Annotated in this window: 21 protein-coding genes; 15 read left to right on the forward strand and 6 right to left on the reverse strand. The window is 48.8% G+C overall.

What is annotated here, in order from left to right:
* Positions 1–42: 42 nt before the first annotated feature.
* The 3 genes from FMS18_RS00600 to FMS18_RS00610 all read left to right on the forward strand — a co-directional run bounded on the left by FMS18_RS00600 (position 43) and on the right by FMS18_RS00610 (position 3,477).
* A complete protein-coding gene (locus FMS18_RS00600; RefSeq protein ID WP_163291803.1) occupies positions 43–2,193 on the forward strand; it encodes a hypothetical protein in 2,151 nt (716 codons plus the stop codon).
* A 366-nt stretch (positions 2,194–2,559) separates the two neighbouring features.
* Entirely contained in the window at positions 2,560–2,745 is a 186-nt protein-coding gene (locus tag FMS18_RS00605) for a hypothetical protein (RefSeq protein ID WP_163291804.1), read from the forward strand.
* A complete protein-coding gene (locus FMS18_RS00610; RefSeq protein WP_163291805.1) occupies positions 2,746–3,477 on the forward strand; it encodes a ubiquinone/menaquinone biosynthesis methyltransferase in 732 nt (243 codons plus the stop codon).
* A gap of 2 nt (positions 3,478–3,479) precedes the next feature.
* Here FMS18_RS00610 and FMS18_RS00615 read toward each other — a convergent pair whose 3' ends face one another.
* Positions 3,480–3,689 carry a DUF2065 domain-containing protein gene (locus FMS18_RS00615; RefSeq protein ID WP_163291806.1) on the reverse strand — a complete coding sequence of 70 codons (210 nt, stop codon included), beginning with the start codon at positions 3,687–3,689 and terminating at the stop codon, positions 3,480–3,482.
* Positions 3,690–3,831: 142 nt separating this feature from the next.
* Here FMS18_RS00615 and FMS18_RS00620 point away from each other — a divergent pair, with 142 nt between their 5' ends.
* From FMS18_RS00620 to FMS18_RS00640, 5 genes are read left to right on the forward strand one after another with little or no spacing between them, the layout of a single operon-like run.
* On the forward strand, positions 3,832–5,142 hold the full coding sequence (locus FMS18_RS00620; RefSeq protein ID WP_163291807.1) for a nucleotide sugar dehydrogenase: 1,311 nt from the start codon (positions 3,832–3,834) through the stop codon (positions 5,140–5,142).
* Between the two features lie 3 nt (positions 5,143–5,145).
* Entirely contained in the window at positions 5,146–5,844 is a 699-nt protein-coding gene (gene mqnB / locus FMS18_RS00625; RefSeq protein WP_163291808.1) for a futalosine hydrolase, read from the forward strand.
* A gap of 51 nt (positions 5,845–5,895) precedes the next feature.
* A complete protein-coding gene (locus FMS18_RS00630) occupies positions 5,896–6,864 on the forward strand; it encodes a polyprenyl synthetase family protein (RefSeq protein ID WP_163291809.1) in 969 nt (322 codons plus the stop codon).
* Positions 6,865–6,892: 28 nt separating this feature from the next.
* Positions 6,893–9,379, forward strand: coding sequence for an HDOD domain-containing protein (locus FMS18_RS00635; RefSeq protein ID WP_163291810.1), 2,487 nt, complete (start codon positions 6,893–6,895; stop codon positions 9,377–9,379).
* Between the two features lie 31 nt (positions 9,380–9,410).
* Entirely contained in the window at positions 9,411–12,389 is a 2,979-nt protein-coding gene (locus FMS18_RS00640; RefSeq protein WP_163291811.1) for a phosphoribosylformylglycinamidine synthase subunit PurS, read from the forward strand.
* Between the two features lie 88 nt (positions 12,390–12,477).
* Here the strand turns inward: FMS18_RS00640 and FMS18_RS00645 are convergent, their stop codons facing one another.
* From FMS18_RS00645 to FMS18_RS00655, 3 genes are all read right to left on the reverse strand, one after another.
* Complete coding sequence (locus FMS18_RS00645) at positions 12,478–13,587, reverse strand: NAD(P)/FAD-dependent oxidoreductase (RefSeq protein WP_163291812.1); 1,110 nt, start codon at positions 13,585–13,587, stop codon at positions 12,478–12,480.
* A gap of 110 nt (positions 13,588–13,697) precedes the next feature.
* Positions 13,698–15,284: a chaperonin GroEL gene (gene groL, locus FMS18_RS00650; protein WP_163291813.1), complete on the reverse strand. Its 1,587-nt coding sequence runs from the start codon at positions 15,282–15,284 to the stop codon at positions 13,698–13,700.
* A gap of 46 nt (positions 15,285–15,330) precedes the next feature.
* A complete protein-coding gene (locus FMS18_RS00655) occupies positions 15,331–15,603 on the reverse strand; it encodes a co-chaperone GroES (RefSeq protein WP_136673679.1) in 273 nt (90 codons plus the stop codon).
* 480 nt (positions 15,604–16,083) lie between these two features.
* On the opposite strand from FMS18_RS00655, the gene FMS18_RS00660 reads away from it, so the two are divergent.
* The 3 genes from FMS18_RS00660 to FMS18_RS00670 all read left to right on the forward strand — a co-directional run bounded on the left by FMS18_RS00660 (position 16,084) and on the right by FMS18_RS00670 (position 19,600).
* Complete coding sequence (locus FMS18_RS00660; protein WP_163291814.1) at positions 16,084–16,356, forward strand: HU family DNA-binding protein; 273 nt, start codon at positions 16,084–16,086, stop codon at positions 16,354–16,356.
* A gap of 189 nt (positions 16,357–16,545) precedes the next feature.
* Positions 16,546–17,916, forward strand: coding sequence for an MATE family efflux transporter (locus FMS18_RS00665; RefSeq protein ID WP_163291815.1), 1,371 nt, complete (start codon positions 16,546–16,548; stop codon positions 17,914–17,916).
* Between the two features lie 181 nt (positions 17,917–18,097).
* Positions 18,098–19,600: a hypothetical protein gene (locus tag FMS18_RS00670; RefSeq protein ID WP_163291816.1), complete on the forward strand. Its 1,503-nt coding sequence runs from the start codon at positions 18,098–18,100 to the stop codon at positions 19,598–19,600.
* Between the two features lie 80 nt (positions 19,601–19,680).
* On the opposite strand, the gene cbiM is transcribed toward FMS18_RS00670, so the two are convergent.
* Entirely contained in the window at positions 19,681–20,289 is a 609-nt protein-coding gene (cbiM, locus tag FMS18_RS00675) for a cobalt transporter CbiM (protein ID WP_163291817.1), read from the reverse strand.
* 143 nt (positions 20,290–20,432) lie between these two features.
* Positions 20,433–22,064 carry an ATP-binding protein gene (locus FMS18_RS00680; protein ID WP_163291818.1) on the reverse strand — a complete coding sequence of 544 codons (1,632 nt, stop codon included), beginning with the start codon at positions 22,062–22,064 and terminating at the stop codon, positions 20,433–20,435.
* A 228-nt stretch (positions 22,065–22,292) separates the two neighbouring features.
* On the opposite strand from FMS18_RS00680, the gene FMS18_RS20445 reads away from it, so the two are divergent.
* From FMS18_RS20445 to FMS18_RS00695, 4 genes are all read left to right on the forward strand, one after another.
* Positions 22,293–22,466 carry a hypothetical protein gene (locus tag FMS18_RS20445; RefSeq protein ID WP_203544475.1) on the forward strand — a complete coding sequence of 58 codons (174 nt, stop codon included), beginning with the start codon at positions 22,293–22,295 and terminating at the stop codon, positions 22,464–22,466.
* A 95-nt stretch (positions 22,467–22,561) separates the two neighbouring features.
* A complete protein-coding gene (locus FMS18_RS00685; protein ID WP_163291819.1) occupies positions 22,562–22,738 on the forward strand; it encodes a FeoB-associated Cys-rich membrane protein in 177 nt (58 codons plus the stop codon).
* A 709-nt stretch (positions 22,739–23,447) separates the two neighbouring features.
* Positions 23,448–25,274, forward strand: coding sequence for a biotin/lipoyl-containing protein (locus FMS18_RS00690; RefSeq protein WP_368854134.1), 1,827 nt, complete (start codon positions 23,448–23,450; stop codon positions 25,272–25,274).
* An 82-nt stretch (positions 25,275–25,356) separates the two neighbouring features.
* Complete coding sequence (locus FMS18_RS00695; protein WP_368854135.1) at positions 25,357–25,587, forward strand: OadG family protein; 231 nt, start codon at positions 25,357–25,359, stop codon at positions 25,585–25,587.
* Positions 25,588–25,589 lie beyond the last annotated feature (2 nt).

The raw sequence follows: 25,589 nt of genomic DNA on the forward strand, positions 1-25,589 counted from the left end.
CTGCCCGCCCCCTTTTTTTAAATTTTTTTAAGAGGGTAGTCTATGACCCCGGATTCACCGGATAAGAAAGGCACGGAAGAGGTTCTCGACCTTAATGATGTTGCTGAAGAGGTTGATGCCAGCTTTGAGCAGGAACTCGAAGACCTTTTTTCTGAAGACCTTGAAATTGAAGAACCTGAATTGAGCATGGATGATTCAGACGATCTTCTTGTGCTGGATGATGTTGTCGAGGCAAGTGGTGACGATGACCTGCTGGTGCTTGATGATGTTGTTGAAGCCGGTGAGGACGATGTTCTTGAATTGGACGATGTCGTTGAAGATGCAGGGGATGACGTTCTTGAACTTGATGATATAGTTGAAGACGCTGGAGACGACGCCCTTGTGCTGGACGACATTGTTGAAGATGCTTCCGGGGAAGATGTTCTTGAACTTGATGATGTTTTAGAAGATGCCGGTGATGTTCTTGATCTCGGTGAAGTTGCTGAAGAAGCAATAGAAATTTCTGAATCTCCGGCAGAAGAGGCTGTGGCTGAAACTGACCTCGGAGATGATATTGATTTTGATCTCGGTGAGGCCGAGGTCCTTGCCGCTGACGGAGTTGAAAACGGTGAACTTGACGCTGACGGCCTTGACGGTCTTATTGACGACCTTGGCGGTGACGCAACCGTAGCTGAAGATGATGCCGAGGATATAGACGCTCTGTTCGAAGAAGATTCCGATGTTGAAAATCTAGATTCCCTGCTGGAAGAAGCCGGAGCGGATGAAGACGACGAGCTGGACGGTCTTCTTGGTGAAGTGGAGGACAAGGTGGAACTCGGTGATCTTGGTGAGGACGTCCTTGCTGATGAAGACATCGAAGGTCTGCTGAGCGATGATCACGAAGAAGTTCTCGAACTGCACGAAGAAGGTCTTGATCTGCTGGATGAGGTTGCAGACGAATTAGAAGAGCAGCCGGTTCTTGAGGCTGTTTCTGAAGTTGAGGTCGTCGAGCCTGAAGTTGTCGAACCAGTGATTGCAGAATCCGTTGCAGAAGAGGCTGTAGTTGAAATTGAAGAGCCTGTAGTCGAAGATATCCCCACTGAAGAAAGTGAAGCAGTAGAGCCTGAAATCATTGCAGGGGATGTTGATCTTGCCGCCGACCTTGAAATGGTCAGTGACGAGGAGCTTAATGCCGATGCCGATGACCTTGATCTCGGTGAACTGCTTGAGGATGCTGAAATAGATTTTTCCGATCTTGATGCTGAACTTGAAGCCGATGATGCTGACGGTTTGGACGATGCAGGTGAACAAGCTGCTATAATTGAGGAGCTTGAAGAAAAAGCAGTTTTTGCTGCCAAACGTTCCGAAGCTCTTGAAATTTCTCTGAATGATGCGACTGAGCGCATTGCGGTGCTTGAACAGGCTTTGGAGTCCGCCACTGAGCGTATCGCGCAGGTTGACTCCTTTGAAGCAAATATGGCCGCTTTTGCGGAAAATATGCGTTTGCTTGAGGAGAAGGTTGTTCAAGGCAGCGGAGTTGAGTCTGCTGTGAGTCAACAGCTTAGTGAAGCCCTGAGTCCTGATTCTGCTGCGGTTGTTGCTATTGCTGCGGCGGCGGCTGATGAAGTGGGCGATAAAATTAATGATCAGGTTCAGCTGGGCCTGCGTGAAGTTCGCGCAGATTCCGAAGAGCGTGTTGCCGCTATCGAGACTAAGCTTGCTGAAGGTCCCGAGCTTGAGCCGCGCATGAATGCTCTTGAGTCCCGTTTGGATGAAGCTCTAGACCATGAACCGCGTATTGCGGCAGTTGAAGACCGATTTGATGAAGCTCCAGACCATGAACCGCGCATTGCGGCAGTTGAAGCCCGACTTGATGAAGTTCCTGATCCTGAACCGCGTCTGGCTGAGATTGAGGAAAAACTCGAAGCTCTGCCTGATGTGGAAGATGTTGTAAGTAAGGCCCTTGAAAAGGAACTTGATCCTGATTCCCCGGCCTTTTATCGCATCAAAGGCCGTCTGACCGAAGACATCGAAGATTACCTTGCTCCGCGTCTGGTTGAGAAAATTGAGAACATGAAGGGCGAGCTTGAAGAATCCTTTAAGGCTTCTGTTGAGGAGCTTCTTGCTGACAAGCTTGAGCGGGCTGTGCCTGCCGAAGCTGCCCGGATTATCCGTGAAGAGATTGCGGCTCTTGCCCGTGAACTTGAAGGGTAATTTTTATTAATAATGTTTTTTTGATCGGTCCGGCGGACATATGTCTGCCGGACCGATTTGATTTGTATTAAGTGCGTGGGAAAAAGAAAAAGCCTACGGCCCTCGGTTTTGCAGTCGATGCGGTGAAGTCTTAATAAAAGGTTTTGGGATTCTTAAACCCTTTCGCAAAAGGGGTTAAGCCCTCATCTCGCCGCCGGAGGCAGCAAAAAGCGGGTCGACTATTTGGAGGTCTCATGCTAAAGAGCCTCACAAAAGAAGGGTGCTTAACAGGTTTTCTTCTTTTTACCCGCCCGGCGCCCTACCTGTGGAGGTCGTGGCCATTTCCCACCGGGCGGGGTTTTTCAAGCCTAATCAAGGATATATACCATGGATAAGATTCAGAAGCAGGCTTTGCAGGTCGCTAAAGAAATCGTAGTAAAATTTATTGAGGTCGGAAGAATTTCCCCCTCCAATTTTTCTGAACACTTCAGTGCCATTCACGCTGATGTTGTCGCTTCTGTAGTGGAGCAGGAAAAGGCTCTTGCTGCTGACGGCAAGGGAGATGCTCAGTAGATGGCGCAGGTATCTGATCAGGAGCATGGCAGAAAGGTCAGGGATATGTTCGGCAGGATTGCCGGATGGTATGATTTCCTGAACCATTTTTTAAGTGCCGGACAGGATATTTATTGGCGTTATCGTCAGGTTAAGCTTGTCCGTCCGGGCAAAGACGGGCTGGTGCTCGATCTTGCAGCCGGAACCCTTGATGTTTCCGTGGAGCTTTTGCGCCAGTATCCTGATGTGAAAGTTCTGGCCATGGACTTCACCCATGAGATGCTTGCTTGCGGGAAGACAAAAAAGCTGGAAGGCAAACATATTGTTCGCAGTGAGAGCATCGCTGCGGTTCAGGCCGACGGAAGGGTCTTGCCTTTGCCGGACTCATGCCTGGACGGAGCTACAATATCTTTCGGCATCAGAAATATACTTCCCCGTGAGGATTGCTATAAAGAGGTCCTTCGGACACTCAAGCCCGGCGCACGGTTCTGTATTCTGGAGTTCGGCTCCGGGAGCAAGAAAATCTGGAAGGGTGTTTACAATTTTTACCTGAACAAGGTCCTGCCTCTTTTGGGCAAGGTCGTTTCAGGTGATTCCGGGGCATATTCATATCTGGCGGATACTATCCGCTCTTTCCCGGATGAAAGAAGTCTCGGTGAGGAATTGCGCAGTGCCGGTTTCGGACGGGTGATGTTTATTCCGCTGCTTTCCGGGATAGTTTATATCCATGTAGCGGAAAAACCGGCGGAATAATCTTAAAGGTCGGTCAGAGACTGGCCCAGCGAGATAAGCAGCAAGCCGAATATCATGGCGATCAGGCCGAGTATGCGTAATTGCCTCGGGCCTCGCTCGATAATTGAAATAAGGATTCTGGGCATGCGCTCAGAAAAAACAAAATAAGGAATCCCTTCAATAATGAAGGCCAGGCCGAGGGCGGACAGAAGAAAGGACCAGTCGATATTCATAATAGTAGCTATGTATATGTGCTGGTTGATTATGTCTACCCTTAACGGAACAGAGTTGTTTTATTAAATTTTAAGGCCGGAATTATTATACAAGTGTTTTTGAAGGCTTATTTTGTTATCTAAGCAATAAAGGACGATATTTATGATTAATTACTCTGACATTGAAAAGAAGAATACTACAATTGCGGTGGTCGGCCTCGGCTATGTCGGCCTGCCCCTCGCAGTTGCCCTTGGCCGTAAGTTCAAGGTGCTCGGGCTTGATATTTCCGAACAGCGCGTTAAAGAATTGCGCGAAGGTTACGACCGCACCGCTGAAGTGCTGGAAAACGATTTCCATAATTATGTAGAATTCAGCACTGACGCTTCCCTGCTCAAGGATTGCGGTGTGATCATTGTTGCCGTACCTACCCCTATTGATGAAGCCCGCAACCCGGACCTGCGTCCTGTGGTCGGTTCTTCCACCATGGTCGGTGAGAATATGTCCGCCGGATCTGTGGTTGTCTACGAATCCACAGTATACCCCGGACTTACTGAAGATATCTGCGTTCCCATTCTCGAAGAAAAATCCGGTCTCAAATACGGCAAAGATTTTGGGGTCGGTTATTCCCCAGAACGTATCAACCCCGGTGACCGTGAGCACACCTTGCAGACCATCGTTAAGGTTGTTGCAGGTAATAATGCTGAAGTTGCCGAGCTTCTTGATAAACTTTACTCTTCAATTATCACTGCCGGAACTCATCGCGCTTCCTGCATCAAGGTTGCCGAGGCTGCCAAGGTAATTGAAAACACCCAGCGTGACCTTAACATCTCGCTCATGAACGAACTTTCCATGATCTTCGATAAAATGGGTATCGATACTCTTGATGTTCTGGAAGCTGCCGGAACCAAGTGGAACTTCCTGCCTTTCCGTCCCGGTCTGGTTGGCGGACATTGCATCGGTGTTGACCCTTACTATCTGACCACCAAGGCGGAAGAGATAGGCCATCACCCGCAGGTTATTCTTGCAGGCCGTAAGATCAACGATTCCGTGGGTAAGTTCATTGCAGACACCACCATTAAGCAGATGATCAACGGCGATAGCAGGGTTAAGGGTGCCAAGGTCGGTATCCTCGGTCTGACCTTTAAGGAAAATGTGCCTGATCTGCGCAACACCAAAGTTGTTGATGTTGTGGATGAACTGGAGTCCTTCGGCGTGGATGTGCTTATTCACGATGCTTACGCTGATCCTGAAGAGGCTGTTGAGGAATACGGTATTGATACTGTTTCTTTTGACGAGTTCAAAGACCTTGAAGCGGTTATTCTGGCAGTTTCCCACGATAAATATCGTGAAATAGGCCTCGATACCATCAAGGGCTGGTTCCGTAATCCTGATAATGCTCTGATCATCGACGTGAAATGCTTCTTTGATCGCGCGGAACTGGATGAAGCCGGCATCAGGCACTGGAGATTGTAATTTTTGAAACCGATTCTTTTTGTTACGGCAACAGCCAAGGAAATGAAAGCCGCGCTGGGCGGGGTTTGCAAGCTGCCCCGTTTGGAGCAGGGCAAGCTTGTTCCGTTTATGTTCGGCGATCGTTCCGGGCTGTTGCTGGTAACCGGAATCGGGGTGATTAATACTTCTTTCGCCCTTGGGCGGGCATTGTCCGGGAATGATGTGGGCGTGGTTGTGCTGGCTGGAATTGCCGGGACATTTAACGCAGAACAGTTCCCTCTTCGTTCAGCCTGTGTGGTAAGAAAGGAAATCTGGTCCGAGTACGGGCTGAAAAAGGGTGACCATGTTGATCCCAAAGGGCTGGGTTTTAGCCTTGCGGAAATTGACGGGCAGCCTGTCTGGAACGAAGTACAACTCTGTTCTGGAAAAAGTCTTGTTGATTCAGGACTTGACCGATTTGAAAATCTACCCGAAGCTGTGTCTTTGACCGTGAGCGGGGTGACCGCTACGGCTGAGGGTGCTGTCGCACACAGAAATGAATATGCGGCGGATATAGAAAATATGGAAGGTTTTGCGGCTGCGTATGTGTGCGCCCTTGTCGGGGTGGGGCTATGTCAGGTGCGGACTGTTTCGAACCTTGTGGGATCAAGAGATAGTGATGATTGGGATTTGCGCGGTGCCCTTGCGGAGTTGGGGCGGGTCTGCTCAGCTCTGGTCAAGTGATTTTCCAAAGACTGCTCTTCTTCTCTCGCAACCGGGATAATTCATACGCGGATGATTGAGTTATTAGCCTATTTTGAAAAGGAACTGCCTCTTATTAACGATTTCCTTGATACGGAAACCGCTAAACTTGAGGGGTTGGTTAAGGATGTTGCAAGGCATGTGCTGCTTGCTCCGGGTAAAAGGATTCGTCCTGTTTTGACTATTCTTTCCGCCCGCGGTTTGGGGTATGGGAAAGATGACATTTACCCCCTGTCAGGTTCACTGGAGCTTCTCCACGCCGCGACTCTCCTGCATGACGATATTTTAGATGATGCAGACCTGCGCCGTGGCGTAGAGGCTTCACATCTGGTTTTCGGGACCACTGAAACAATCCTCGCCGGGGATGTGTTGCTTGCTCTGGCCAACAAGATCGGTGCTGATTACGGGAAACCCCGGATCAGTTCTGTGCTTGCTTCAGGGATTATGGCTACAGTTGAAGGTGAGATTCTCGAAATCGCTCATATTTCTGAGCCGCTCATGGACCGTGATACCTATATGGATATTATTATCGGCAAGACAGCGCGTTTGATTGAAACTTCCTGCCGGCTTGGGGCCATCCTCGCATCCGATGACCGGGAAATGGAAGATGCGGTCGGTAATTTCGGCTTGAATATGGGCATAGCTTTCCAGCTTGTAGACGATGCTCTTGATTACGAATCTCCTTCCGATGATACCGGTAAGCCCGAAGGCGGAGACCTTAAGGAAGGTAAAATTACTTTGCCTTTGATTCTTTATCTTGAAATGTTACAAGAAAAAGAGGCAGAGCAGTTGCTTGCTGAAATCAAGAACCGGACTCTGGCGGATGATAAGCGGGAGCGTGTACTCGCGGAGATCAGAAAGCACGGTCTGGGTTCAAGGACTAGAACCTATGCGGCAGAATATGTGGAAAAAGCCAAATCGTGTTTGATGCCGCTGCCCGAAAGTCAGGAAAAGCAGGTCCTCAAGCAGGCCGCAGACTTTGTGCTGACCCGTAAAAAATAGGTGAGACCAAAAGAGAGGAGCTGTAGCTATGAGTTTGGATGATATTCTTGAATCACCACGATTGATGATGAAACTCAGCTTCCCTCCGGTCATGCTCCAGCTGATGCAGGAAGCCTGCAAGCCTGAGCCTGATTTTGCGGTGCTTGGTAAAATTATCAGCATGGATCCCGCTCTTTCAACCACCATTCTTAATCTCGTCAACTCTCCGTTTTACGGCCTTTCTCAGGAAATTACAGACTTCAAAAGGGCTACAGTTGTGCTTGGAACCCGCGAACTGCTTAATCTTGCAGTTACGGTTACATATCAAAAGCATATCTGTACCCATATGCAGCTGGACGATTACAAAATTTACAATGATTGGATGCTCACCGTGTGGGGAGCTATTTCTGCCCAGCTCATTGCCTCGCGTATTTGCCCTGATCAGGCTGACAAGGTTTACCTTTGTTGCCTGTTGAAAGATATTTCCCTGTTTTTTCTGCGTTGCGCAGCTCCGGGAGAATTGCCGGAGGAGATTTCAAAAGATTCTGTGACCCAGTCCAAGCCGGGGCAGCAGGATTCTGAAAATGAAATCTGGGGCATGAACCATGGTGCTCTCAGTCAGTTACTTTTGAATCGCTGGAAGATGGACAACCTTGATTGTTCGGCTATTCAGCATCATCACGCACTTGATGAAATTGATTCTTTTGACCTGCCTACTCAGGCTGTTATTTTAGCTACCAGATGGGCTGAAATGGAACTGGGCAGTAGATCTGCTCCCTTTAATGTGTTGCAATTTGAAGTTCAGCTGCAACGTTCTCTTGATATGGACGAGGAAGCCATTGAAGGATTTAGGGAAGTCTGCCGGACCAAGTTTCAGTCAATGCTCAAGATTCTCGGTATGTCCGATGACGGCGGAGACGCTCATTTTTACAACCATTCCATCAGAAGCCTTCAGTCCAGTTATTTTTTAAGTCTGGAACTGCTTACAGCTGAGGGCGGAGTTGATTCCATTGCGCGTACCATCGGCAGACATCTCAAGCTTAGTTGGGATATTGTCAGCTGGGAACTGGCCCTCAAATCTCCGCATACTAACAAGTATAAATTTTACCGTATTGAAGAAGGGACCGGACTTGAGGTTGTGGCTACCGATTGTACCGAGGATAATATCCCATGGCAGAAACGTACTGGCGGTGAAGACATAGTCAGTAGAAATGTCCTGTTAGGTCGATTCAGGTTTAGTTCTAAAAGTCTTAATTCCGGAGACAGGAAGAATCTAAAACTCTATTTCCGTTTTATCGGTCAGGCTTATGAGCACTATTGCGCCAAGCAGCATTTGATTGAAGACCGTGCAGAGACTCTTGATACTTTGCCGCTGGGAGTTGCCAGCCTTGATGCTCAAGGTGATCTCATTGATATGAACGAAGAGATGATCCGGCTGCTCGGCGGGGCTTCTATTTCCGGTACAAGGAATTTCAGCGAACTTTTCAAGCTCGGAGTCGGTGGGGGATTGGGGGAAACCTGGAATGTCTTCCTTGATGACGAGGAAAAAAAATCTTTCAGTAAAATTATTTGCGTAAGCTTAAGAACCGGGGGCATGCCGCGGGATGCCTGCCTTTATGTTTCCGCGTATAAACAGGTTCGTGGTGATGAACAGGTCATTTCGCTGGTCATGGAAGATATCAGGGAGATGTCCGAGAGTCAGATTCAGGCTCTCAAACAGCGGGATTTTCTTGAAGGTCTTGTGGAGTCCATGCGCGATGTGGTGCTGACTGTGGATAATCGCGGGAATATTACTTACGCATCCTCACGATTTTCAAAGATTTTTCTGGGCCGTAATATTTTTGATATTGCAGCTCCCAGTGAAACATACACCGGACGCTGGGGGCCGGATATGTTTGATCGGTCTAAAACCGTTGTTGAAGTCCTTTTGAAACGGACTGATACTGCCGGACGTCCTTTTGAGTTTGTTGTCACCAGACTGGCCGGATCGGGTGAGAAAAGCCTGATCGTTGCTCGTGACTTGACTGCCATCCGCAGGCTGGAAGACAAGCTCAGGCGGCAAGCGGTTTTTGACGGACTGACTGATCTTTTCAATCATACCCAGTTCAACACCCTGTTGGCTCGTGAAATCAACCGCAGCAGGCGCACCGGGCGTCCTGTGGGCTTGTTATTCTTTGATTTGGACGGTTTCAAGGCTGTTAATGATACTGAGGGACATCAGGTCGGTGATGAAGTGTTGAAGAGTGTTGGTGAAATACTGCGTAACGAACTCCGTTCGGGCATGGACTTTCCCTGTCGTTACGGAGGGGATGAATTCGGGGTTATTGTTACTGAAGTCCGGTCTGAAGCTTTGGAGAGCATCGGTAACAGGATCAGGCTCCGGGTGGAGAAGAAATTTTCTGGCAAGGTAACTATCAGCGGCGGACTCACTGTGCTTAAGGAAGGGGATACTTCCGCAGCCATGTTGAACCGTGCTGACAAAGCTACGTATGAAGCCAAGGATTTGGGCGGAAATGTACTGGTCTGGGCTAAATAGCCCGGACTTTAATTATTAAGAGGAGATAGCCATGCTCTGGCGTGTCGAGGTCGCACTTAAAGACCATGTCCGTGATGTTCACGGTCATAAAGTTTCCAATAAGATCAAAGAAGAACTCGGTATTGAGGCCGGCGGGGTCCGGACCATCAAGGTATATACTGTAGAAGGTCTTGAAAAAGACGAGATTGAAAAGGTTTTGGAGCTGGGTGTATTGCACGACCCGGTTCTGCATAACCCTTCCCTTGAGCCTCTGGCCAAGGATTTCGCATGGAACCTTGAAGTGGGCTTCCGTCCCGGTGTTACCGATAACGAAGGCCGTACCGCCAAGGAATCGGTAATTCTGGTTACCGAACCCGCTGATGTGGAAGCGGTGAAAGTTTACACCTCTATCCAGTACCTTTTTGCCGAAGACCTTGGTCTGGAGCAGATCAGCCATATTGCCAAGGACCTGCTGGCTAACGAACTCATCCAGCGTTACGAAATCCGTTCCGCAGATGAGTGGGTAAAGTCCCCCGGCTTTGAAGCCAAGGCTGCCCGCGTTACCGGAAAGGCAAGTGATGAGGTTGCGGTTATCGATCTCGCAGCCATGTCTGATGATGAGATGATGGCTTTCAGCCGCGAGAACACTCTGGCGCTGAGCCTTGAGGAATTCCACGGTATCCGTAATTACTACGCTGATCCCGAAGTGGTTAAGCAGCGTGAGGAAATGGGACTCACCGCCCTGCCTACCGATGCCGAGCTTGAAGCTCTGGCTCAGACTTGGTCCGAGCACTGCAAGCATAAAATTTTCAGCTCTAAAATTGAGTACGAAAACAAGGAAACCGGGGTTTCTTCCACTGTAGACAGTCTCTACAAAACCTGCATCATGAACACCACTAAGGAAATTCGCGCTGAAAAGGGCGATGATGATTTTTGCCTTTCCGTGTTCAAGGATAACGCAGGTGTTATCAAGTTTAACGACAAACTTAATGTCTGCGTTAAAATGGAGACCCACAACAGTCCTTCCGCTCTTGACCCTTACGGTGGAGCATTGACCGGGATTGTCGGTGTTAACCGTGACCCCATGGGTACCGGACTGGGCGCGAACCTGCTCTGCAACACTGATGTATTTTGTTTTGCTTCTCCTTTTCACGAAGGTGAGCTGCCTCCGCGTTTGCTGCATCCCCGCCGCGTATTTGAAGGCGTGCGTGAAGGTGTGGAGCATGGCGGTAACAAATCCGGTGTCCCCACTGTGAACGGTTCCATTGTTTTTGATGAACGTTACCTTGGTAAACCGCTGGTTTACTGCGGAACCGTAGGAACCATGCCCGTTGAATCCGCTGGTCGCCTCAGCTACGAAAAGCAGGCTATGCCCGGTGATATTATCGTCATGACCGGTGGCCGTATCGGTAAAGACGGTATTCACGGTGCAACATTTTCATCCGAGGAACTGCATGAAGGTTCCCCGGCAACTGCGGTTCAGATCGGCGACCCCATCACCCAGCGTAAAATGTACGACTGCCTGATGCGCGCCCGTGACATGGGTCTGTACAACGCTATCACTGATAACGGTGCGGGCGGCCTGTCCTCTTCCGTTGGTGAAATGGCCGAGGATTCCGGCGGTTGTGATCTCGATCTTTCAAAAGCACCGCTTAAGTATGACGGCCTCAAGCCTTGGGAAATCCTTGTTTCCGAAGCACAGGAACGTATGACCCTTGCTGTTCCGCCGGAAAAGCTGGACGAGTTCATGGCCCTTGCTGATGAAATGGACGTTGAAGCTTCCGCGCTCGGTACTTACACTGACAGCGGTCTCTACAATATTCGTTACGGCGAAAAGCCTGTGGCCTGCCTGCGCATGGATTTCCTCCATGACGGCGTGCCTCAGATGCAGCTCAAAGCGGTCTGGGAACGTCCTGAAATTGAATTTACCGGGGAACCTGAAGTTGCAGACCATACCGGACTGCTCAAGGATATGCTCGGCAGACTTAATATTTGCAGCAAGGAATACGTAATTCGCCAGTATGACCATGAAGTGCAGGGCCGCAGTGTAGTCAAGCCTCTGGTCGGTGAGCAGGAAGATGGTCCCGCTGATGCAGGTGTGCTTCGTCCTGACTTTGATGATGACAAAGGTCTGGTCGTATCTCACGGTATCTGCCCCAAATTCTCAGATATTGATACCTACTGGATGATGGCTAACGCAGTTGATGAAGGCATCCGTAACGCAGTTGCTGTTGGTGGTGATATCACCCATATGGCCGGTATCGACAACTTCTGCTGGTGTGATCCGGTTCAGTCCGAATCCACCCCGGACGGTCATTACAAGCTGGCTCAGCTTGTTCGTGCCAACCAGGCTCTGTCCCACTTCTGCCGTGCTTTCGGAGTGCCCTGCATCTCCGGTAAGGACTCCATGAAGAACGATTACAAGGGCGGCGGCGTAAAAATCTCCATTCCGCCTACCGTGCTCTTCTCCGCAGTCGGTATTGTCCCGGACATTAACATGTGTGTGACTTCCGATTTCAAGAAGCCCGGTGAATTCATCTACGTGCTCGGTATGACCCGTGATGAGATGGGTGGTTCTGAAATCGCTTCCCAGCTTGGCTTTGTGCATGACAAGGTGCCTCATGTAGAAGCGCTTACTGCCAAGGCTCGCTATATGACTCTTAATCAGGCCATGCGTCAGCGTCTGGTAAGCTCCTGCCACGACCTCTCTGACGGCGGTCTGGGTGTGGCCCTTGCCGAGATGTCCCTTGGCGGACGCATCGGTTGTGAAGTTGATCTTCGCTCTGTGCCCACCGAGTACGGCATGTCTACTCTGTCTGTTCTTTACAGTGAGTCCGCATCCCGTTTCGCGGTTACCGTGGCTCCTGAGAATGCAGGCAAGTTTGAAGAACTCTTCGCAGGCCAGATCTGCCAGCGCATCGGTATGACCGTGGGCGGCAACTCCTTCGGCCTCATGGAAGGTTCTGAAGGTATTGTCCGCAGCAAGGTTGAAGACCTCGCAACTGCTTTCAAGGAAACCTTGAACTGGTAGTCTGGTAGTTAGATAAAAAGCGAAGGCCGCGTTTCCCTCGGGAACGCGGCCTTTTTTATTCTATGACTATCTTTGGCTATAGTGTACCTCAAGGCTTGAACCGTTTTATGAATCGGCGGTCGATATAATCTTTGATCCAAAATGCGGGAGAACCGCCAAAGCTCAATCCGTTTTTGTGCAATATGCCTTTCCCGCCTCCGGCATTCAATATGAGCAGATAGGAGCCGCCCGGATCAAACTGCTTCAGGTTGCCCCCTTCGAGTTGCGCTCGCACATTGTGTACGAGCACGGGGTTCTGGCGTACAGCATAAACGCCCACCTTATCCAGCGGGGCCGATTCGAAACAGATACAATCGCCTCCCCCGAAAATTTCCGGGTATGAAATTGATTGCAGATAGCGGTTAACCTTCAGCCCGCCATCCTTCCCTGTAGGCATATTCGAGTCGGCAAAGACTTCAGAAGGAGTCACCCCCAAAGCCAGAAAGATGATGTCTTGCGCGTAGTGTTCTCTGTTTTGCAATATGACGTTCCCGGATGCTACCCTCTGCACGTAACTGCCTTGTACAAGTTCAATTCCGCGTTTGGTCAGGATTTTGAGAGCTAGGTTGCGCACTCTTTCCGACTGATTGTGCAGAAATGTATTGCCTGTAAAAATTTGAATTTTCGCGCTGCTGCGCCCCTGCTTTTGGATTTCTGCCCAAGCGTTTCCGGCAATTTCAAATGCTGCGGGGCCGCCCCCGCATATACCGATGCGCACCGTCCGTTCAGAAGCGATTTCTTGAATCCTCATGCGGGCCTGCAAAAGGTTTTGTATAGGTTTTACGCTGTAGACATCTTTGCTGTTCGCTTCTGCGAGGCTGTCGGGTACGGTGCTGCCCAAATTGCAGGAGAGGACATCGTAGGGATAGGGTTCTTTCTTTTCCCCATTAAGAAAAACCAGACGCTTGCGGGGATCAATACGGGCAACCTTGCCGAGCACAAACGTTCCGCCCCTGCTTTCCACCATATCTTTTACGGGAAAGCTGATTTCGTCCGGGCGATAGGTTCCTCCGAGCATGCCGGGACCCATCCCGGAATAGTAATGGCGTTCATCCGGGCCGATGACCGTGACGCGGTGTCCGTCCGCAATGATTTCCGGGATGGCTTCCATAAGCAACATATGCGCGTGTCCGGCTCCGGCAAGGATAAGTTCGCCCATGGCAACTCCTGATAGAAATAGTTTTGGTTACAATGACCTTACGTGTAAAATATAAAAAAAGGCCCGGCAACTCGCGTTGCCGGGCCTTTTAACTTGTCTGAATGTCAGAACTATTCTTCGTCTTCGACTGCGTCAGTGATGGCGCATTCGGTGGTCAGCAGCAGGCTGGACACGGAAGCGGAGTTCTGGAGAGCTATACGGGTAACCTTTTTGGGGTCGATAACACCGGCCTTGATCAGGTCTTCGTATTCGCCGGTTCCTGCGTTGAAGCCGAAACCGTCTTTGCCTTCGGAAACCTTTTCAACAACAACGGAACCTTCGAAACCAGCGTTCTCAGCGATCATGCGCAGGGGCTGCTGGGCAGCGCGGCGGATGATGTTGATACCGGCCAGTTCGTCGTCGTTGCCTGCTTTGAGACCGTCGAGGACTTTGGAGCAGCGAACCAGAGCGGTACCGCCACCGGCTACGATGCCTTCTTCAACAGCAGCGCGAGTAGCGTTAAGAGCATCTTCAACGCGTGCTTTCTTTTCTTTCATTTCAACTTCAGTAGCAGCACCGACTTTGATTACTGCAACGCCGCCGACCAGCTTGGCGAGGCGTTCCTGAAGTTTTTCACGGTCGTAGTCAGAAGATGAATCTGCAATCTGAGATTCGATCTGCTTAACGCGTGCTTTGATTTCTTCAACAGCACCTGCGCCGTCTACGATAACGGTGTTTTCTTTGTCGATGCGTACGCGCTTGGCGGTACCCAGACCTTCAACGGTCATGGCATCGAGGGAAAGACCGATGTCTTCGGAAACAACAGTCGCACCGGTGAGGGTTGCGAGGTCTTTGAGCATTTCCTTGCGGCGGTCACCGAAACCGGGAGCCTTGATAGCGCAGACATTAAGGTTGGCGCGCAGTCTGTTTACTACGAGAGTAGCCAGAGCTTCGCCGTCAACGTCTTCAGCTACGATGAGCAGAGGACGGGACATTTTCAGAACCTGCTCAAGGATGGGGAGCAGATCTTTCATGTTGGAAACTTTCTTTTCAACAAGAAGAATCATGGGATCGTCGAATTCGCAAACCATTTTGTCGGTGTCGGTTGCGAAGTAGGGGGAAAGGTATCCGCGGTCGAACTGCATGCCTTCTACGACGTCCAGTTCGGTTTTCATGGATTTGGCTTCCTCAACGGTGATAACGCCTTCTTTACCTACTTTGTCCATGGCTTCAGCGAGGATTTCACCGATGGTGGAATCGCTGTTTGCGGAGATGGTACCGACCTGAGCGATTTCAGCTTTGTCGCGGGTGGGCTTGGCAAGCTGGCCGAGCTCTTCAACGATAGCTTCAACAGCGGAATCAATACCACGTTTGATGGACATGGGGTTACGGCCTGCTGCAACCAGCTTTACACCTTCTGCGAAGATGGACTGGGCAAGAACGGTAGCAGTGGTGGTACCGTCACCAGCGATGTCGTTGGTTTTGGAAGCAACTTCCTTAACCATCTGTGCGCCCATGTTTTCGAAGTTGTCTTCGAGGTCGATTTCCTTGGCAACGGTAACACCGTCTTTAGTGATGGTGGGAGCGCCCCAGGATTTTTCAATAACTACGTTACGGCCACGGGGTCCGAGGGTAACTTTTACTGCTTCTGCGAGGGTGTCCACACCTTTTTTAAGGCGGTCACGTGCTGTTACATCAAATTCGATAGTTTTAGCCATTTTGATGATTCTCCTGATCTGGAAAAATTAATTTATTAAGGGGATATTATTCGACAACTGCGAGGATTTCGTCTTCGCGCATGATGATGAATTCGTCTGCGTCGATTTTCAGTTCATTACCGGCATATTTGGCGAACAGGACAACATCGCCTGCTTTTACGGTCATGGGGTTGTTGTCTTTACCGGGACCGGCAGCAACAACTTCGCCTTTCATGGGTTTTTCCTGTGCGGAATCAGGGATGATGATGCCGCTAGCTGTTTTCTGCTCGGTTTCCAGACGCTTGATAAGTACACGGTCCTGCAACGGCTTGAGATTCATGTTTCCTCCAGAATAAATAAACTTTTTAATAAGATTAAGTAATCCGCGTGATTATGGCGGATCATACTTTTAAATTTCAAAGCCTGCGTATCTCAGCAGGCCGGATGCTTCCGCAGAAGCTGAAATAAACTAAGACGCTCAGCGCATATGTCAACACCGTGGATCAAAAAAATATAGCTTTTTATGAAGAGATTCTTGTTGCGCTCTTTGAATCAATTTTGAGACTAAATATAGCATTTGTCGTAATCAGCTTGACAATCCCGCGCAAATGCCTGTAATCCGCCCCTTCCGCCCTGTTTGACAGGGCCCGCTGCGCCGGCGAAAAGTTTCTGTTTTGTGTGTTTTACTGAATATAATATCTTCTCAGGTCAGGATCAGCTTTTCGCTATGGCTTTTTCTAAATTTCTGGTGTAGTGGGCTTTTAGGGGTACGGACATCCGCCGCCTGAGTGCGGGAAAAATACTTTTGAAGGAGTTAATTATGAGTAAGACTGTTCTTGTTAAGAAAATCCGGGAAAAAATGGAGCTGAGTGCAAAAGATGCATCTGCCGCACTGGACGGCGTTCTCAGCGCAATCGAAGACGGCCTCAAAGAAGAAGGCAATGTTACCCTTACAGGTTTCGGTACATTCAAGACTGTTGAGCGTTCCGCACGTACCGGACGCAACCCCCAGACCGGCGAAGCCATCCAGATCCCCGCTTCCCGTGGCGTAAAATTCACTCCCGGAAAATTCCTCAAGGACGCAGTTAAATAATTCTGGTTCTGAAGAAGTTTTAAAGCCGTTTCCGGGTAACCGGGAACGGCTTTTTTTATGTGTACAATAAAAAAGATTACTCATAGCCTTCCTCTCGTTCCGCTGCGCTCCCGGTTGAAGATGATAAAAAATGTCATGTGCTTATTAATTATTATGCCTAGCTGAGTTTCAAGCTATCGGAGTTGATATATGAAATCTTTATGGAACAAACCTTTCGGATACAAGCATGTGCTTGATATAAGTATGCCCCTTGCGGTGAGTATGGCTTCCACCACCATTATGCAGGTCACAGACCGCATTTTTCTGGGCCATTATTCCATGGAAGCGATTGCCGCTGCACTTCCTGCGGGGATCATGTCCTTTCTGTTTATTTCTTTTTTCATGGGAGTGGCCAGCTATATTAATGTATTTATCGCCCAGTATACCGGGGCAGCCAAACCGGAACGGGTTGCTTCCAGCCTCTGGCAGGGTATATATTTCGCGCTGGGGTCATGGCTGCTGCTGGGTGTCATGGGATTCTGGCTTACCCCGTTGCTGGAAAGCGGAGGGCATCCCCCTGAAGTTCTGGAGCTGGAAATTCAATATTTTCGTATCCTCATGCTGGGTGCCGGACTTCCTGTTCTTGATACCGCCCTTTCCGGCTTCTTTGCCGGACGTGGCCTGACCCGCACGGTAATGATTGTTAATATGATCGGCGCGGCGGTGAATATCCCGCTTGACTACGCGCTCATCAACGGTGTCTGGATTTTTCCGGAAATGGGTATTCGCGGGGCTGCTATTGCCACGATAACTGCCATGCTGGTTATCGTATCCATTTATATACCGCTGATTTTTAACCGCGAGAATGAAAAAGCTTTCAAGACCCGCAGCAACTTCCGCTTTGAGCCGGAACTGTTCAAGCGGTTCATCTCCTTCGGGCTTTCCAACGGGGTACAGTTTTTTCTGGATATTTTTGCGATTACTTTTTTTGTGTACATGGTCGGTCGCTTGGGAACGGTTATTCTGGCGGCGAGCAACATTGTTCTTTCCATTGACGGGGTTTCTTTCTTTCCGGCTTACGGCATTGCAGTGGGGGTAAGTACGCTGGTGGGGCAGGCCATCGGGCAGGGCAGGCCGGACTATGCCCGGCGGGCCACTAAGTGCGCTTTGCACATCACCACCGTCTGGATGCTCTTTATGGGGTTGATTTATCTGATTTTCCCGGAAGTGCTCTTATCTCTGTTCCGTCCGGACAACATAACAGATGCCGTATTTGCAGACGTACTGGATTACGGAACCCATTTTCTGCTCTTCACTGCGGCCTATATCCTCTTCGACGGAGTGGCACTGGTTTACTCCGGTGCTTTAAAAGGGGCGGGGGATGTTGTCTATGTAATGAAAAGCGTGGGAATCTGCTGCATCGCGGTGATGGTAATCCCCTGCTATATGGGCGTTGAGATCTTCCCGTTGGGACCTTATTTCCTGTGGGCCATTTTCACCCTTTACGTCATTGTGTTGGCTGCTGCCTTCTATTGGCGGTTCCGGTCCGGTAAGTGGGAGAGTATGCGGGTGATTGAGTAGAATAATTCCAATGCATACATGATCTTAAGAACCGGAATGGGGAAACCTGTTCCGGTTTTGTTATAGGTAAAGTGCTTGGGTTATTTTTTATCCAATAGGCTTGATCTATTGTTTTGCCGTTGTTAGTAGGGTTAAACCACCTTGAAGGGGGTGCTGAATAGAATATAATTCGGAGGTGCAGGTGTTTAGTAGATATTTATATTCTTGGATGTTTGTCTTTCTGGCGGTTTTTCTTTCAGTTCCTGTTTGTGCGGAAGATTTATATATAGGGGATGTTGATAATAATTCAATTGTAACAATAGATATTAATGATCATCCTACCCCGGCCACAAAGCGGGTTATTTCAGGTGCGGGTACGTTGCTCGGGTTTAATGATCTGTGGGGGATTTTTGTATATAATAATGAGATATTCGGGACTGTTGATGGTCAGAAGCGTCTGGTCGTTTTCGATGTAGATGCTAATGGAAATGTAGCCCCCAAACGTAAAATCACAGGTCTTGATTATCCCAGCGGTGTGTCTGTGTCCGGTGGTGAAATCTTTGTTGGCGATACCTTCAATGGCGAGCGTGGGAGTGGGAAGGTAAAGGTATTTAATTTAGATGATTCTGGAGCTGCTGTTCCTAAGCGGACGATCAGCTGTAATTTCCTTGACTTTTCTCTTAGTACCATAAGAAGTTTAGTTATTTACGGTTCCGAAATATTCGTGACTGATAAGGAAAAAATTTGTGTTTTTGATATAAATGCCAATTCAAATGTAAGACCGAAGCGCGTAATAAAACATAAAGATGGCAATTTCGTTACCCCTTATGGCTTGGATGTAGATGGAAAATTTGTTTACGTGGCAGATGCATATAACAGGATTATGCTTTTTCCTATTTCCACTAACGGTGCTGTGGAGCCTGCAGCGACGATTAAAGGTGGTTTAACTAAGCTGAGTAGTCCTTACGGACTTGTGGTGAAAGATGACTATATTTATTCATCCCAGTATGGCGACGGGAAAATTAACGTATACAAGACAACAGATAATGGTGATGTTGCCCCGCAATGGCAATATTCCAGTGCTGATCTTGCTCGGCCCGTACCCATGGCAGTTCTCCGTAACGGCTACGTGCGCCCTTCAGAGCACCAGCAAAGCGGGGTTAATGTCTCACTTCTTTCCAATACCGAAAACGCAACTACTGATGAGGTTCTACAACAGACCTATCATATGCCGAGTAATTTTGAATTGCGTGCTCCTGTAGGTGCGTTTACAGCCACCGTGGACAGTAACGGAGCTAACGGGGTCTTCCGCTTCAATTCAACCAGCCTGAATGGTACGACCAGCGATATCCGGCTGTATAAATGTTATGACACCAATGGAACCAGCATGGCTTTTGGAGCCTATTCCACTGCCATTGACCCTGACACCGAAGGGGCCTGGTGGCTGGAAGATGATGATGGCAACTACCTTGATCAAGGAGCTGCCCTGACAGCGGGTACCAACTACTGGGTAAACTACGTTGTAAAAGATAACGGTATTTATGATGAAGACCGAACCTTGGGCTCCATCAAGGACCCTGCGGCTCTTGGAGCTATGAATGGTGGAGGCGGGTGCGTGATGAATCCCGCAGCCGGATTCGGTTTGGAATGGTTGGCACTGGGATTTGCGGCATTGATAGGAATTGTCGTCAGAAGAAAGAATTAAATTTTTATTTACTAAGCGAAAACAAAAGGCCGGGTTGATTGAGTTCAACCCGGCCTTACTTGTTTCTAACAAGTAAAATTTTATGTTTCCTGTGTAGCCAGCAGCATTTCCGGCCTGACTTTTTGCAGGAATCCGTAGGCTGAGGCACAGATAAAGCCTTCGATGATCATGATGGGGATGTGCCCGTAAACAATCATCTGCGCGGCGGCCCCGAAGCTCTCGTCAGTAAAGGAGAGGGCCAGCGCGGTCAGGATCGCGGAAAGCGCGATGGAGACCGCTCCGCAAAGGAAAGCCCCAATACTCATGCTGAAAATATTTTTATTAAGCAGCGGACGGAACATGTAGTGGCAGGCTACAGCAGGTAGGGCCATGGTTGCTGTGTTGACGCCGATAACAGTCAGTCCGCCGTATTGAAAGAGAACTGCCTGTAAAAGTAAGCCCGTCAGGATAGCCGGAAAAGCTGCCCAGCCGAGCAGCAGGCCCATGAGTCCGCTTAGGATCAGGTGGGCACTGGAAGGGCCGATGGGGATGTGGATCAGCGAAGCAATAAAAAAGACAGAGGAGAGCAGGGCCACGGAAATGAGTTTTTCCGAATCTAGCTTTTTCAGGCCGATCATGGTTCCTGTGGCTGCTATTGCAGCACCACTGGCAAGCACCGGCAGTGATAGTATTCCTTCCGATATGTGCATATGCTAATTCCTTTTTAAAATGAGTAATGCTGATTACGTCCTCTTTTCTGATTTGTGAGGCCCGGTCTGCATACTTTTTTTGAAAGTATAGCACAGCTAGGATTGTGTCAAGCAGGGGGAAAGAATAAATAGTGTCTCAGGGGCTATTCCGTTCTATATTTGTTTAGTATTTTCAATAAGTCATGTTTGTCGATAGGTTTGGCCAGGTAATCGTCCATACCGGATTTAATGAACTTTTCCCGGTCACCCTTCATGGCATATGCGGTCATGGCGATAATAGGGATGTTCTGGTTTTGCTTGCCGGCCTCCCCGTCTCTAATGGCCTGAGTGGTTGCAATCCCATCCATGATCGGCATTTGGATGTCCATCATTATTATATGGAACTTTTCGGCTGAAACTTTTTCCAATGCCAACCGCCCGTTTTCTACTGCCGTAACTTCACATCCATTCAGTTCCATCTGTTTCTTGGCTGCGAGCCTGCTTATGATTTCATCTTCGGCTAGCAGAATTTTCATCTTAACCGGATGGATATTGTTTTCGTCAGCTTTAATGGGCTGAGGTAGCTGAGAAGAAGTTGTTCCGAAATTTATACAAAAATGTATAGTTGTTCCCTTTCCTAATTCGCTTTCTATGGCAATATTGCCGCCCATTAATTGTACTAGTTGTTTGCAGATGGTCAGGCCGAGCCCAGCTCCTTGATGCGGACGGTCGAATCCTACGTTTCCCTGAGTGAAGGGGGTGAAGAGTTCATCCAGTTTGCTGTCCGGGATGCCCGGTCCGGTATCGGTTATGCTGAAAAGAATTTTTGTGTGATCCGGAGAAGGAGCTGGCAGGGGGTAGGTTTCGATTAAAATATCTCCGGATTCAGTGAATTTAATGGCGTTACCCAATATATTGGTCAGCACCTGCTGCAAACGAGCGGCGTCTCCTTTTACTAGGCACTGGGTTGCCGGATGCGGGGATAGCTTTATTGTCAGTTTTTTCTGGTGCGCTGCCGGGCGGTATAGGTCCGCAATATTATGCAGTAACTCATTCAGCTGAAAGGGTGAGGATTCTATGGAAAGTTTTCCCGCTTCTACCCGGGAAAGATCCAGTATATCTGAAAGCAGGGTGGTCAGTCTTTTGGCTCCCATGACGGCAAGGTTGATATATTCCAGTTGTTCCTTGTCTAGCGGGGTAAGTTTAAGCAGTTGCAGCATTCCCAGAATACCATTGAGCGGGGTGCGGATTTCATGACTCATATTGGCGAGGAATTCACTTTTGGCCCGGTTGGCGGATTCTGCAAGCTCCTTGGCTTGGATAAGCTGGCTGTGGGCTTTCTTGATTTCTGTAAGGTCGACGTCAATACAGTACATATATTTTGTACCGTCCTGGTTTTCCTGCATTGCATGGGCAGAGTATACCGGGACAGTGCTTCCGTCTTTACGAATGAGTTCCAGTTCTCCAGCCGGGATGCGGACCCCGTTTTCATGCCAGTTGCGGACATGGTTGATCACCCCCTCGCGCATAAAGTCGGGAATGATCAGGTCTTCAAGTTTTTTGCCAATTGCCTCTTCGCGTGAATATCCATATAGCCTCTCGCTAGCGGTATTCCAGAAAACAACCTTACGGTTCTTGTCGTAGCCCTGCACGGAAACCATTTCCACATGGTCAATTAATTTACGAAATCGTTCTTCATGGTAACTGTCAGTTCCGTACAATTGTTTTTCAAGCTCAGCGATGCGTTTGTCTCTGGCTTTAAGTTCCCTGACTAATTCTTCTTTGCTCATGTCCATTGTAAAGTCCCGGTGTTAACGTAAAGATTCTTATGATTATGGCACATTGATACTCTTGCGCACAAGTAGCATTTGAATGCTGGGACAAATGTTCTCGCCAAATTTATGACCATGAGAGTGGTCGTGATTTCATGTCGTTTTTCGTCTATATTTCAGTCTGTTGTCTGATTAATCTTTCTTAAGATGATTTGGTATGCAAGTTGCTTTCTTGAAACAAGGAGGTAATAAATGTCCAAAAAACGAATCTCGGAAAGAACCATACCCGTTTTATTTGATGTTGTAGTCTGGGGAGGCTTTGCCGCTTTCCTGTTTGCCACCTACATTGCTTGTCAAACCCTGCTTGACCGTTTCCCCGGACCGGTAAACAAGCTTCTGGGGATGTTTCAGGGTTTTGTCGCCTGATCTTAGGTTATCTTTTCAGACGGGGTTGACTTCATTTAAATCAGGGTTACAATCTGGTTAGGTGAAAATGAAATCCTTTATCGATGAGGTCCCTAATGGAAAATATAATTGTTTTCGGTGTAATCGGAATTGCAGTCGTCTATCTGGCCAGAAAGTGGTTCGGTTCAGGAGGCGGAGGTTGCGGCTGCGGTTGTGACTGCCCAGGATCCAAAGACCGGGAAAGTGGTTGCTGTGGCGGCAACGACGGAATTAATGATCTTCGACAAAAGTAGCAAAACTAAATAAATTTAAGCATTTTAAATGCTTGCATACTTTTTTGCTCAGGTGGCGGGAAGTTGTTGTGAGCCTAATAAATTGAGTCGTCCGCATGTCGTGGGCGGCTTTTTTTTGTGGTGGCGGGCATAGTGGTATAAAAGCACATCTTTTTCTTAATTAGCTACTCTACCAGTATGTTTTTAGAGTTAATTAAGCTTTGCGATGGTGTAAGCACAAAAATGTAAATCATATTGTGAAAAAATGTTCAAATATGTTGTTTTTGGTCTGAATTGAGGTTCATAAATGAACTTTTACATAAGAAATAACGGTCATGAACGAAAGTGAGATTACATGTTTAGTAAAGGGTGACGTTAAGGGGAATGATTTGTTTCTTTTAAAAAAAGAATATTAAAACAGTGTGTTATGTTGTTTTTTTCGGATAAGGTGATATGCGTGTAAAGTGAAAAACCGTCTCACAGAGAGGTAAATTTATAACCTAACTACTTAAATTTTTTTTAGCTACTCTTTTTTGCTGAAATTGTCAGAGGATTGTGTTAAGTCAGTGTTACTTTCAGCTCGTCTCATTGCCACATTTTATTTCAGGCTAGACGAATATGTTCTCGTAAATTACTGGTTTCCTTTAAAAAATTTGGGTTTAACAAGAATGTATCCGCATGCTCCCCGCTTGCGGCGATGTGTTCCATTCTCAAACCATAGGGAGGGGAAGTGGCCAAGAAGAAGATTAGGTTCATGTGTACAGCCTTTCGTGACGGATTTCAGTCCGTGTACGGGGCCAGAGTTAAGACCGATGATTTCCTGCCTGCCGTAGAAGCGGCCAAGGAAGCAGGTATCAACTGGTTTGAAGCTGGCGGAGGCGCACGGTTCCAGGCCCTCTACTTTTATTCCAATGAATGTGCCTTTGATATGATGGACAGGTTCAGGGAGACCGCAGGTCCCGATGCCGACCTTCAGACACTCGCTCGTGGAGTCAATGTTGTCGGACTTGAATCCCAGCCCAGCGACGTCATCAAAGCCCATGCCGACCTTTTTGCCAAGCACGGCATCACCACCATCCGTAACTTCGACGCTCTCAACGACGTTAACAACCTGATCTACAGCGGTCAGTGTATTGCCAATGCCGGACTTAAACATCAGGTTGTAGTTTCCATGATGGAGCTGCCTCCGGGATGTTCCGGTGCTCATGATGCCGCTTTTTACGAGAAGACCCTGCGTCAGATTCTTGATGCGGATATTCCTTTTGATTCAGTTTGTTTTAAAGATGCATCCGGTACATCTACTCCGTCCAAGGTTTATGAAACCATCAAGGCGGCTAAAAAGATGTTGCCCGAGGATGTCCTGCTTCATTTTCATACCCATGAAACAGCAGGGATCGGCGGACTTTGCTATCACTCAGCTATCGAAGCCGGCGCAGATGCCATTGACCTGTCCATGGCTCCCGCTTCAGGCGGAACCTGTCAGACTGATATCATCACCATGTGGCACATCCTGCGTGGTACTGATTATACTCTTGATGTTGATATTGATAAGATTATTGATGCTGAAGACGTTTTCCGTGACTGCATGAAGGATTACTTCCTGCCTCCGGAAGCAACTCAGGTCGATCCCATGATTCCCTTCAGCCCCATGCCCGGCGGCGCGCTTACCGCGAACACCCAGATGCTTCGCGATAACGGCCTCATGGACAAATACCCCGAAATCATCCGGGCCATGAGTGAAGTTGTGCGCAAGGGTGGATTTGGTACTTCGGTTACCCCGGTTTCCCAGTTCTACTTCCAGCAGGCTTTCAATAACGTAATGTTCGGGCCTTGGGAAAAGTTTGCCGACGGTTACGGCAAAATGGTTCTGGGTTACTTCGGCAAGACTCCGGTCGAGCCTGATCCGGAAATCGTCAAGCTCGCTTCCGAACAGATGGAACTTGAGCCGACCAAGAAAACTCCCCTTGAAATTAACGACGCTGATTCATCCAAAGGTCTCGCGCCTGCTCGCGAAATCTGTGAAAAAGAAGGTTTCGAGCTTACCGATGAGAATGTTTTCATCGTGGCAACCTGCAAAGACAAGGGTGTCAGCTATCTTAAAGGTGAAGCCCGCGTCGGTGTCCGTTATAAGAAAGATGTTGAAGCCGAACAGCTCAAGAAGCTCGGTGCCACTGTCGGCGGCGGTTCCGGTTCCGGACCTGTTAACGTTACTGTGGACGGTCAGTCCTATATAGTTAATGTTGACGGTTCCACCGCGACCATCAACGGCAAGTCCTTTAACATCGGTGCCGGTGATGCTCCCGCAGCAGGCGGCGCGGCTCCCGCAGCACCCGCAGGTGCAACCGAACCTATCGCCGCTCCCATGCCCGGTCTGATCATCAGAATGGCTGTGGATCCCGGTACTCAGGTTCAGGAAGGGCAGACCATCATCGTCATGGAAGCCATGAAGATGGAAATGGAAGTTAAGGCGCACAAGGCCGGAACTGTTTCCTCGTTCTCCGTTACCGCGGGTGATCAGGTTCAGCAGGGACAGCCTCTTGCACAGATGACAGTCTAGTCTCCTGACAGATAAGCTTAATAGGAGATAAATAATGCAACAGATGTTGTTCAGTTGGGACAACGTGGTCGCGGGTAACGGCGTGGCGCTTTCTATCACAGGTATGTGCATCGTGTTCACAGCCCTGATTCTAGTCAGTGTCTACATCGCGCTGCTGCCGAAGCTTGCCGCGTTCTTAAATAAGATAATTCCGCCTTCCGCCCATCACAGCGGGCCGGTGGCCAATACTCCTGCTCCTCAGGTTCAGACCGGACCTTCGGAAGCCGAGATTGTGGCTGCCGCAGTGGCGTATCTGCATAAAAACAAGGGCTAGAC

The sequence above is a fragment of the Desulfovibrio sp. JC022 genome (genome assembly GCF_010470665.1).
Classification (GTDB): domain Bacteria; phylum Desulfobacterota; class Desulfovibrionia; order Desulfovibrionales; family Desulfovibrionaceae; genus Maridesulfovibrio.

What these genes read in the sequence shown, in the direction of transcription:
- FMS18_RS00600 (WP_163291803.1), top strand. Translation starts at nt 43, where the DNA reads ATGACCCCGGATTCACCGGATAAGAAAGGCACGGAAGAGGTTCTCGAC.
- FMS18_RS00605 (WP_163291804.1), top strand. Translation starts at nt 2,560, where the DNA reads ATGGATAAGATTCAGAAGCAGGCTTTGCAGGTCGCTAAAGAAATCGTA.
- FMS18_RS00610 (WP_163291805.1), top strand. Translation starts at nt 2,746, where the DNA reads ATGGCGCAGGTATCTGATCAGGAGCATGGCAGAAAGGTCAGGGATATG.
- FMS18_RS00615 (WP_163291806.1), bottom strand. Translation starts at nt 3,689, where the DNA reads ATGAATATCGACTGGTCCTTTCTTCTGTCCGCCCTCGGCCTGGCCTTC.
- FMS18_RS00620 (WP_163291807.1), top strand. Translation starts at nt 3,832, where the DNA reads ATGATTAATTACTCTGACATTGAAAAGAAGAATACTACAATTGCGGTG.
- FMS18_RS00630 (WP_163291809.1), top strand. Translation starts at nt 5,896, where the DNA reads ATGATTGAGTTATTAGCCTATTTTGAAAAGGAACTGCCTCTTATTAAC.
- FMS18_RS00635 (WP_163291810.1), top strand. Translation starts at nt 6,893, where the DNA reads ATGAGTTTGGATGATATTCTTGAATCACCACGATTGATGATGAAACTC.
- FMS18_RS00640 (WP_163291811.1), top strand. Translation starts at nt 9,411, where the DNA reads ATGCTCTGGCGTGTCGAGGTCGCACTTAAAGACCATGTCCGTGATGTT.
- FMS18_RS00645 (WP_163291812.1), bottom strand. Translation starts at nt 13,587, where the DNA reads ATGGGCGAACTTATCCTTGCCGGAGCCGGACACGCGCATATGTTGCTT.
- groL (WP_163291813.1), bottom strand. Translation starts at nt 15,284, where the DNA reads ATGGCTAAAACTATCGAATTTGATGTAACAGCACGTGACCGCCTTAAA.
- FMS18_RS00655 (WP_136673679.1), bottom strand. Translation starts at nt 15,603, where the DNA reads ATGAATCTCAAGCCGTTGCAGGACCGTGTACTTATCAAGCGTCTGGAA.
- FMS18_RS00660 (WP_163291814.1), top strand. Translation starts at nt 16,084, where the DNA reads ATGAGTAAGACTGTTCTTGTTAAGAAAATCCGGGAAAAAATGGAGCTG.
- FMS18_RS00665 (WP_163291815.1), top strand. Translation starts at nt 16,546, where the DNA reads ATGAAATCTTTATGGAACAAACCTTTCGGATACAAGCATGTGCTTGAT.
- cbiM (WP_163291817.1), bottom strand. Translation starts at nt 20,289, where the DNA reads ATGCACATATCGGAAGGAATACTATCACTGCCGGTGCTTGCCAGTGGT.
- FMS18_RS00680 (WP_163291818.1), bottom strand. Translation starts at nt 22,064, where the DNA reads ATGGACATGAGCAAAGAAGAATTAGTCAGGGAACTTAAAGCCAGAGAC.
- FMS18_RS20445 (WP_203544475.1), top strand. Translation starts at nt 22,293, where the DNA reads ATGTCCAAAAAACGAATCTCGGAAAGAACCATACCCGTTTTATTTGAT.
- FMS18_RS00685 (WP_163291819.1), top strand. Translation starts at nt 22,562, where the DNA reads ATGGAAAATATAATTGTTTTCGGTGTAATCGGAATTGCAGTCGTCTAT.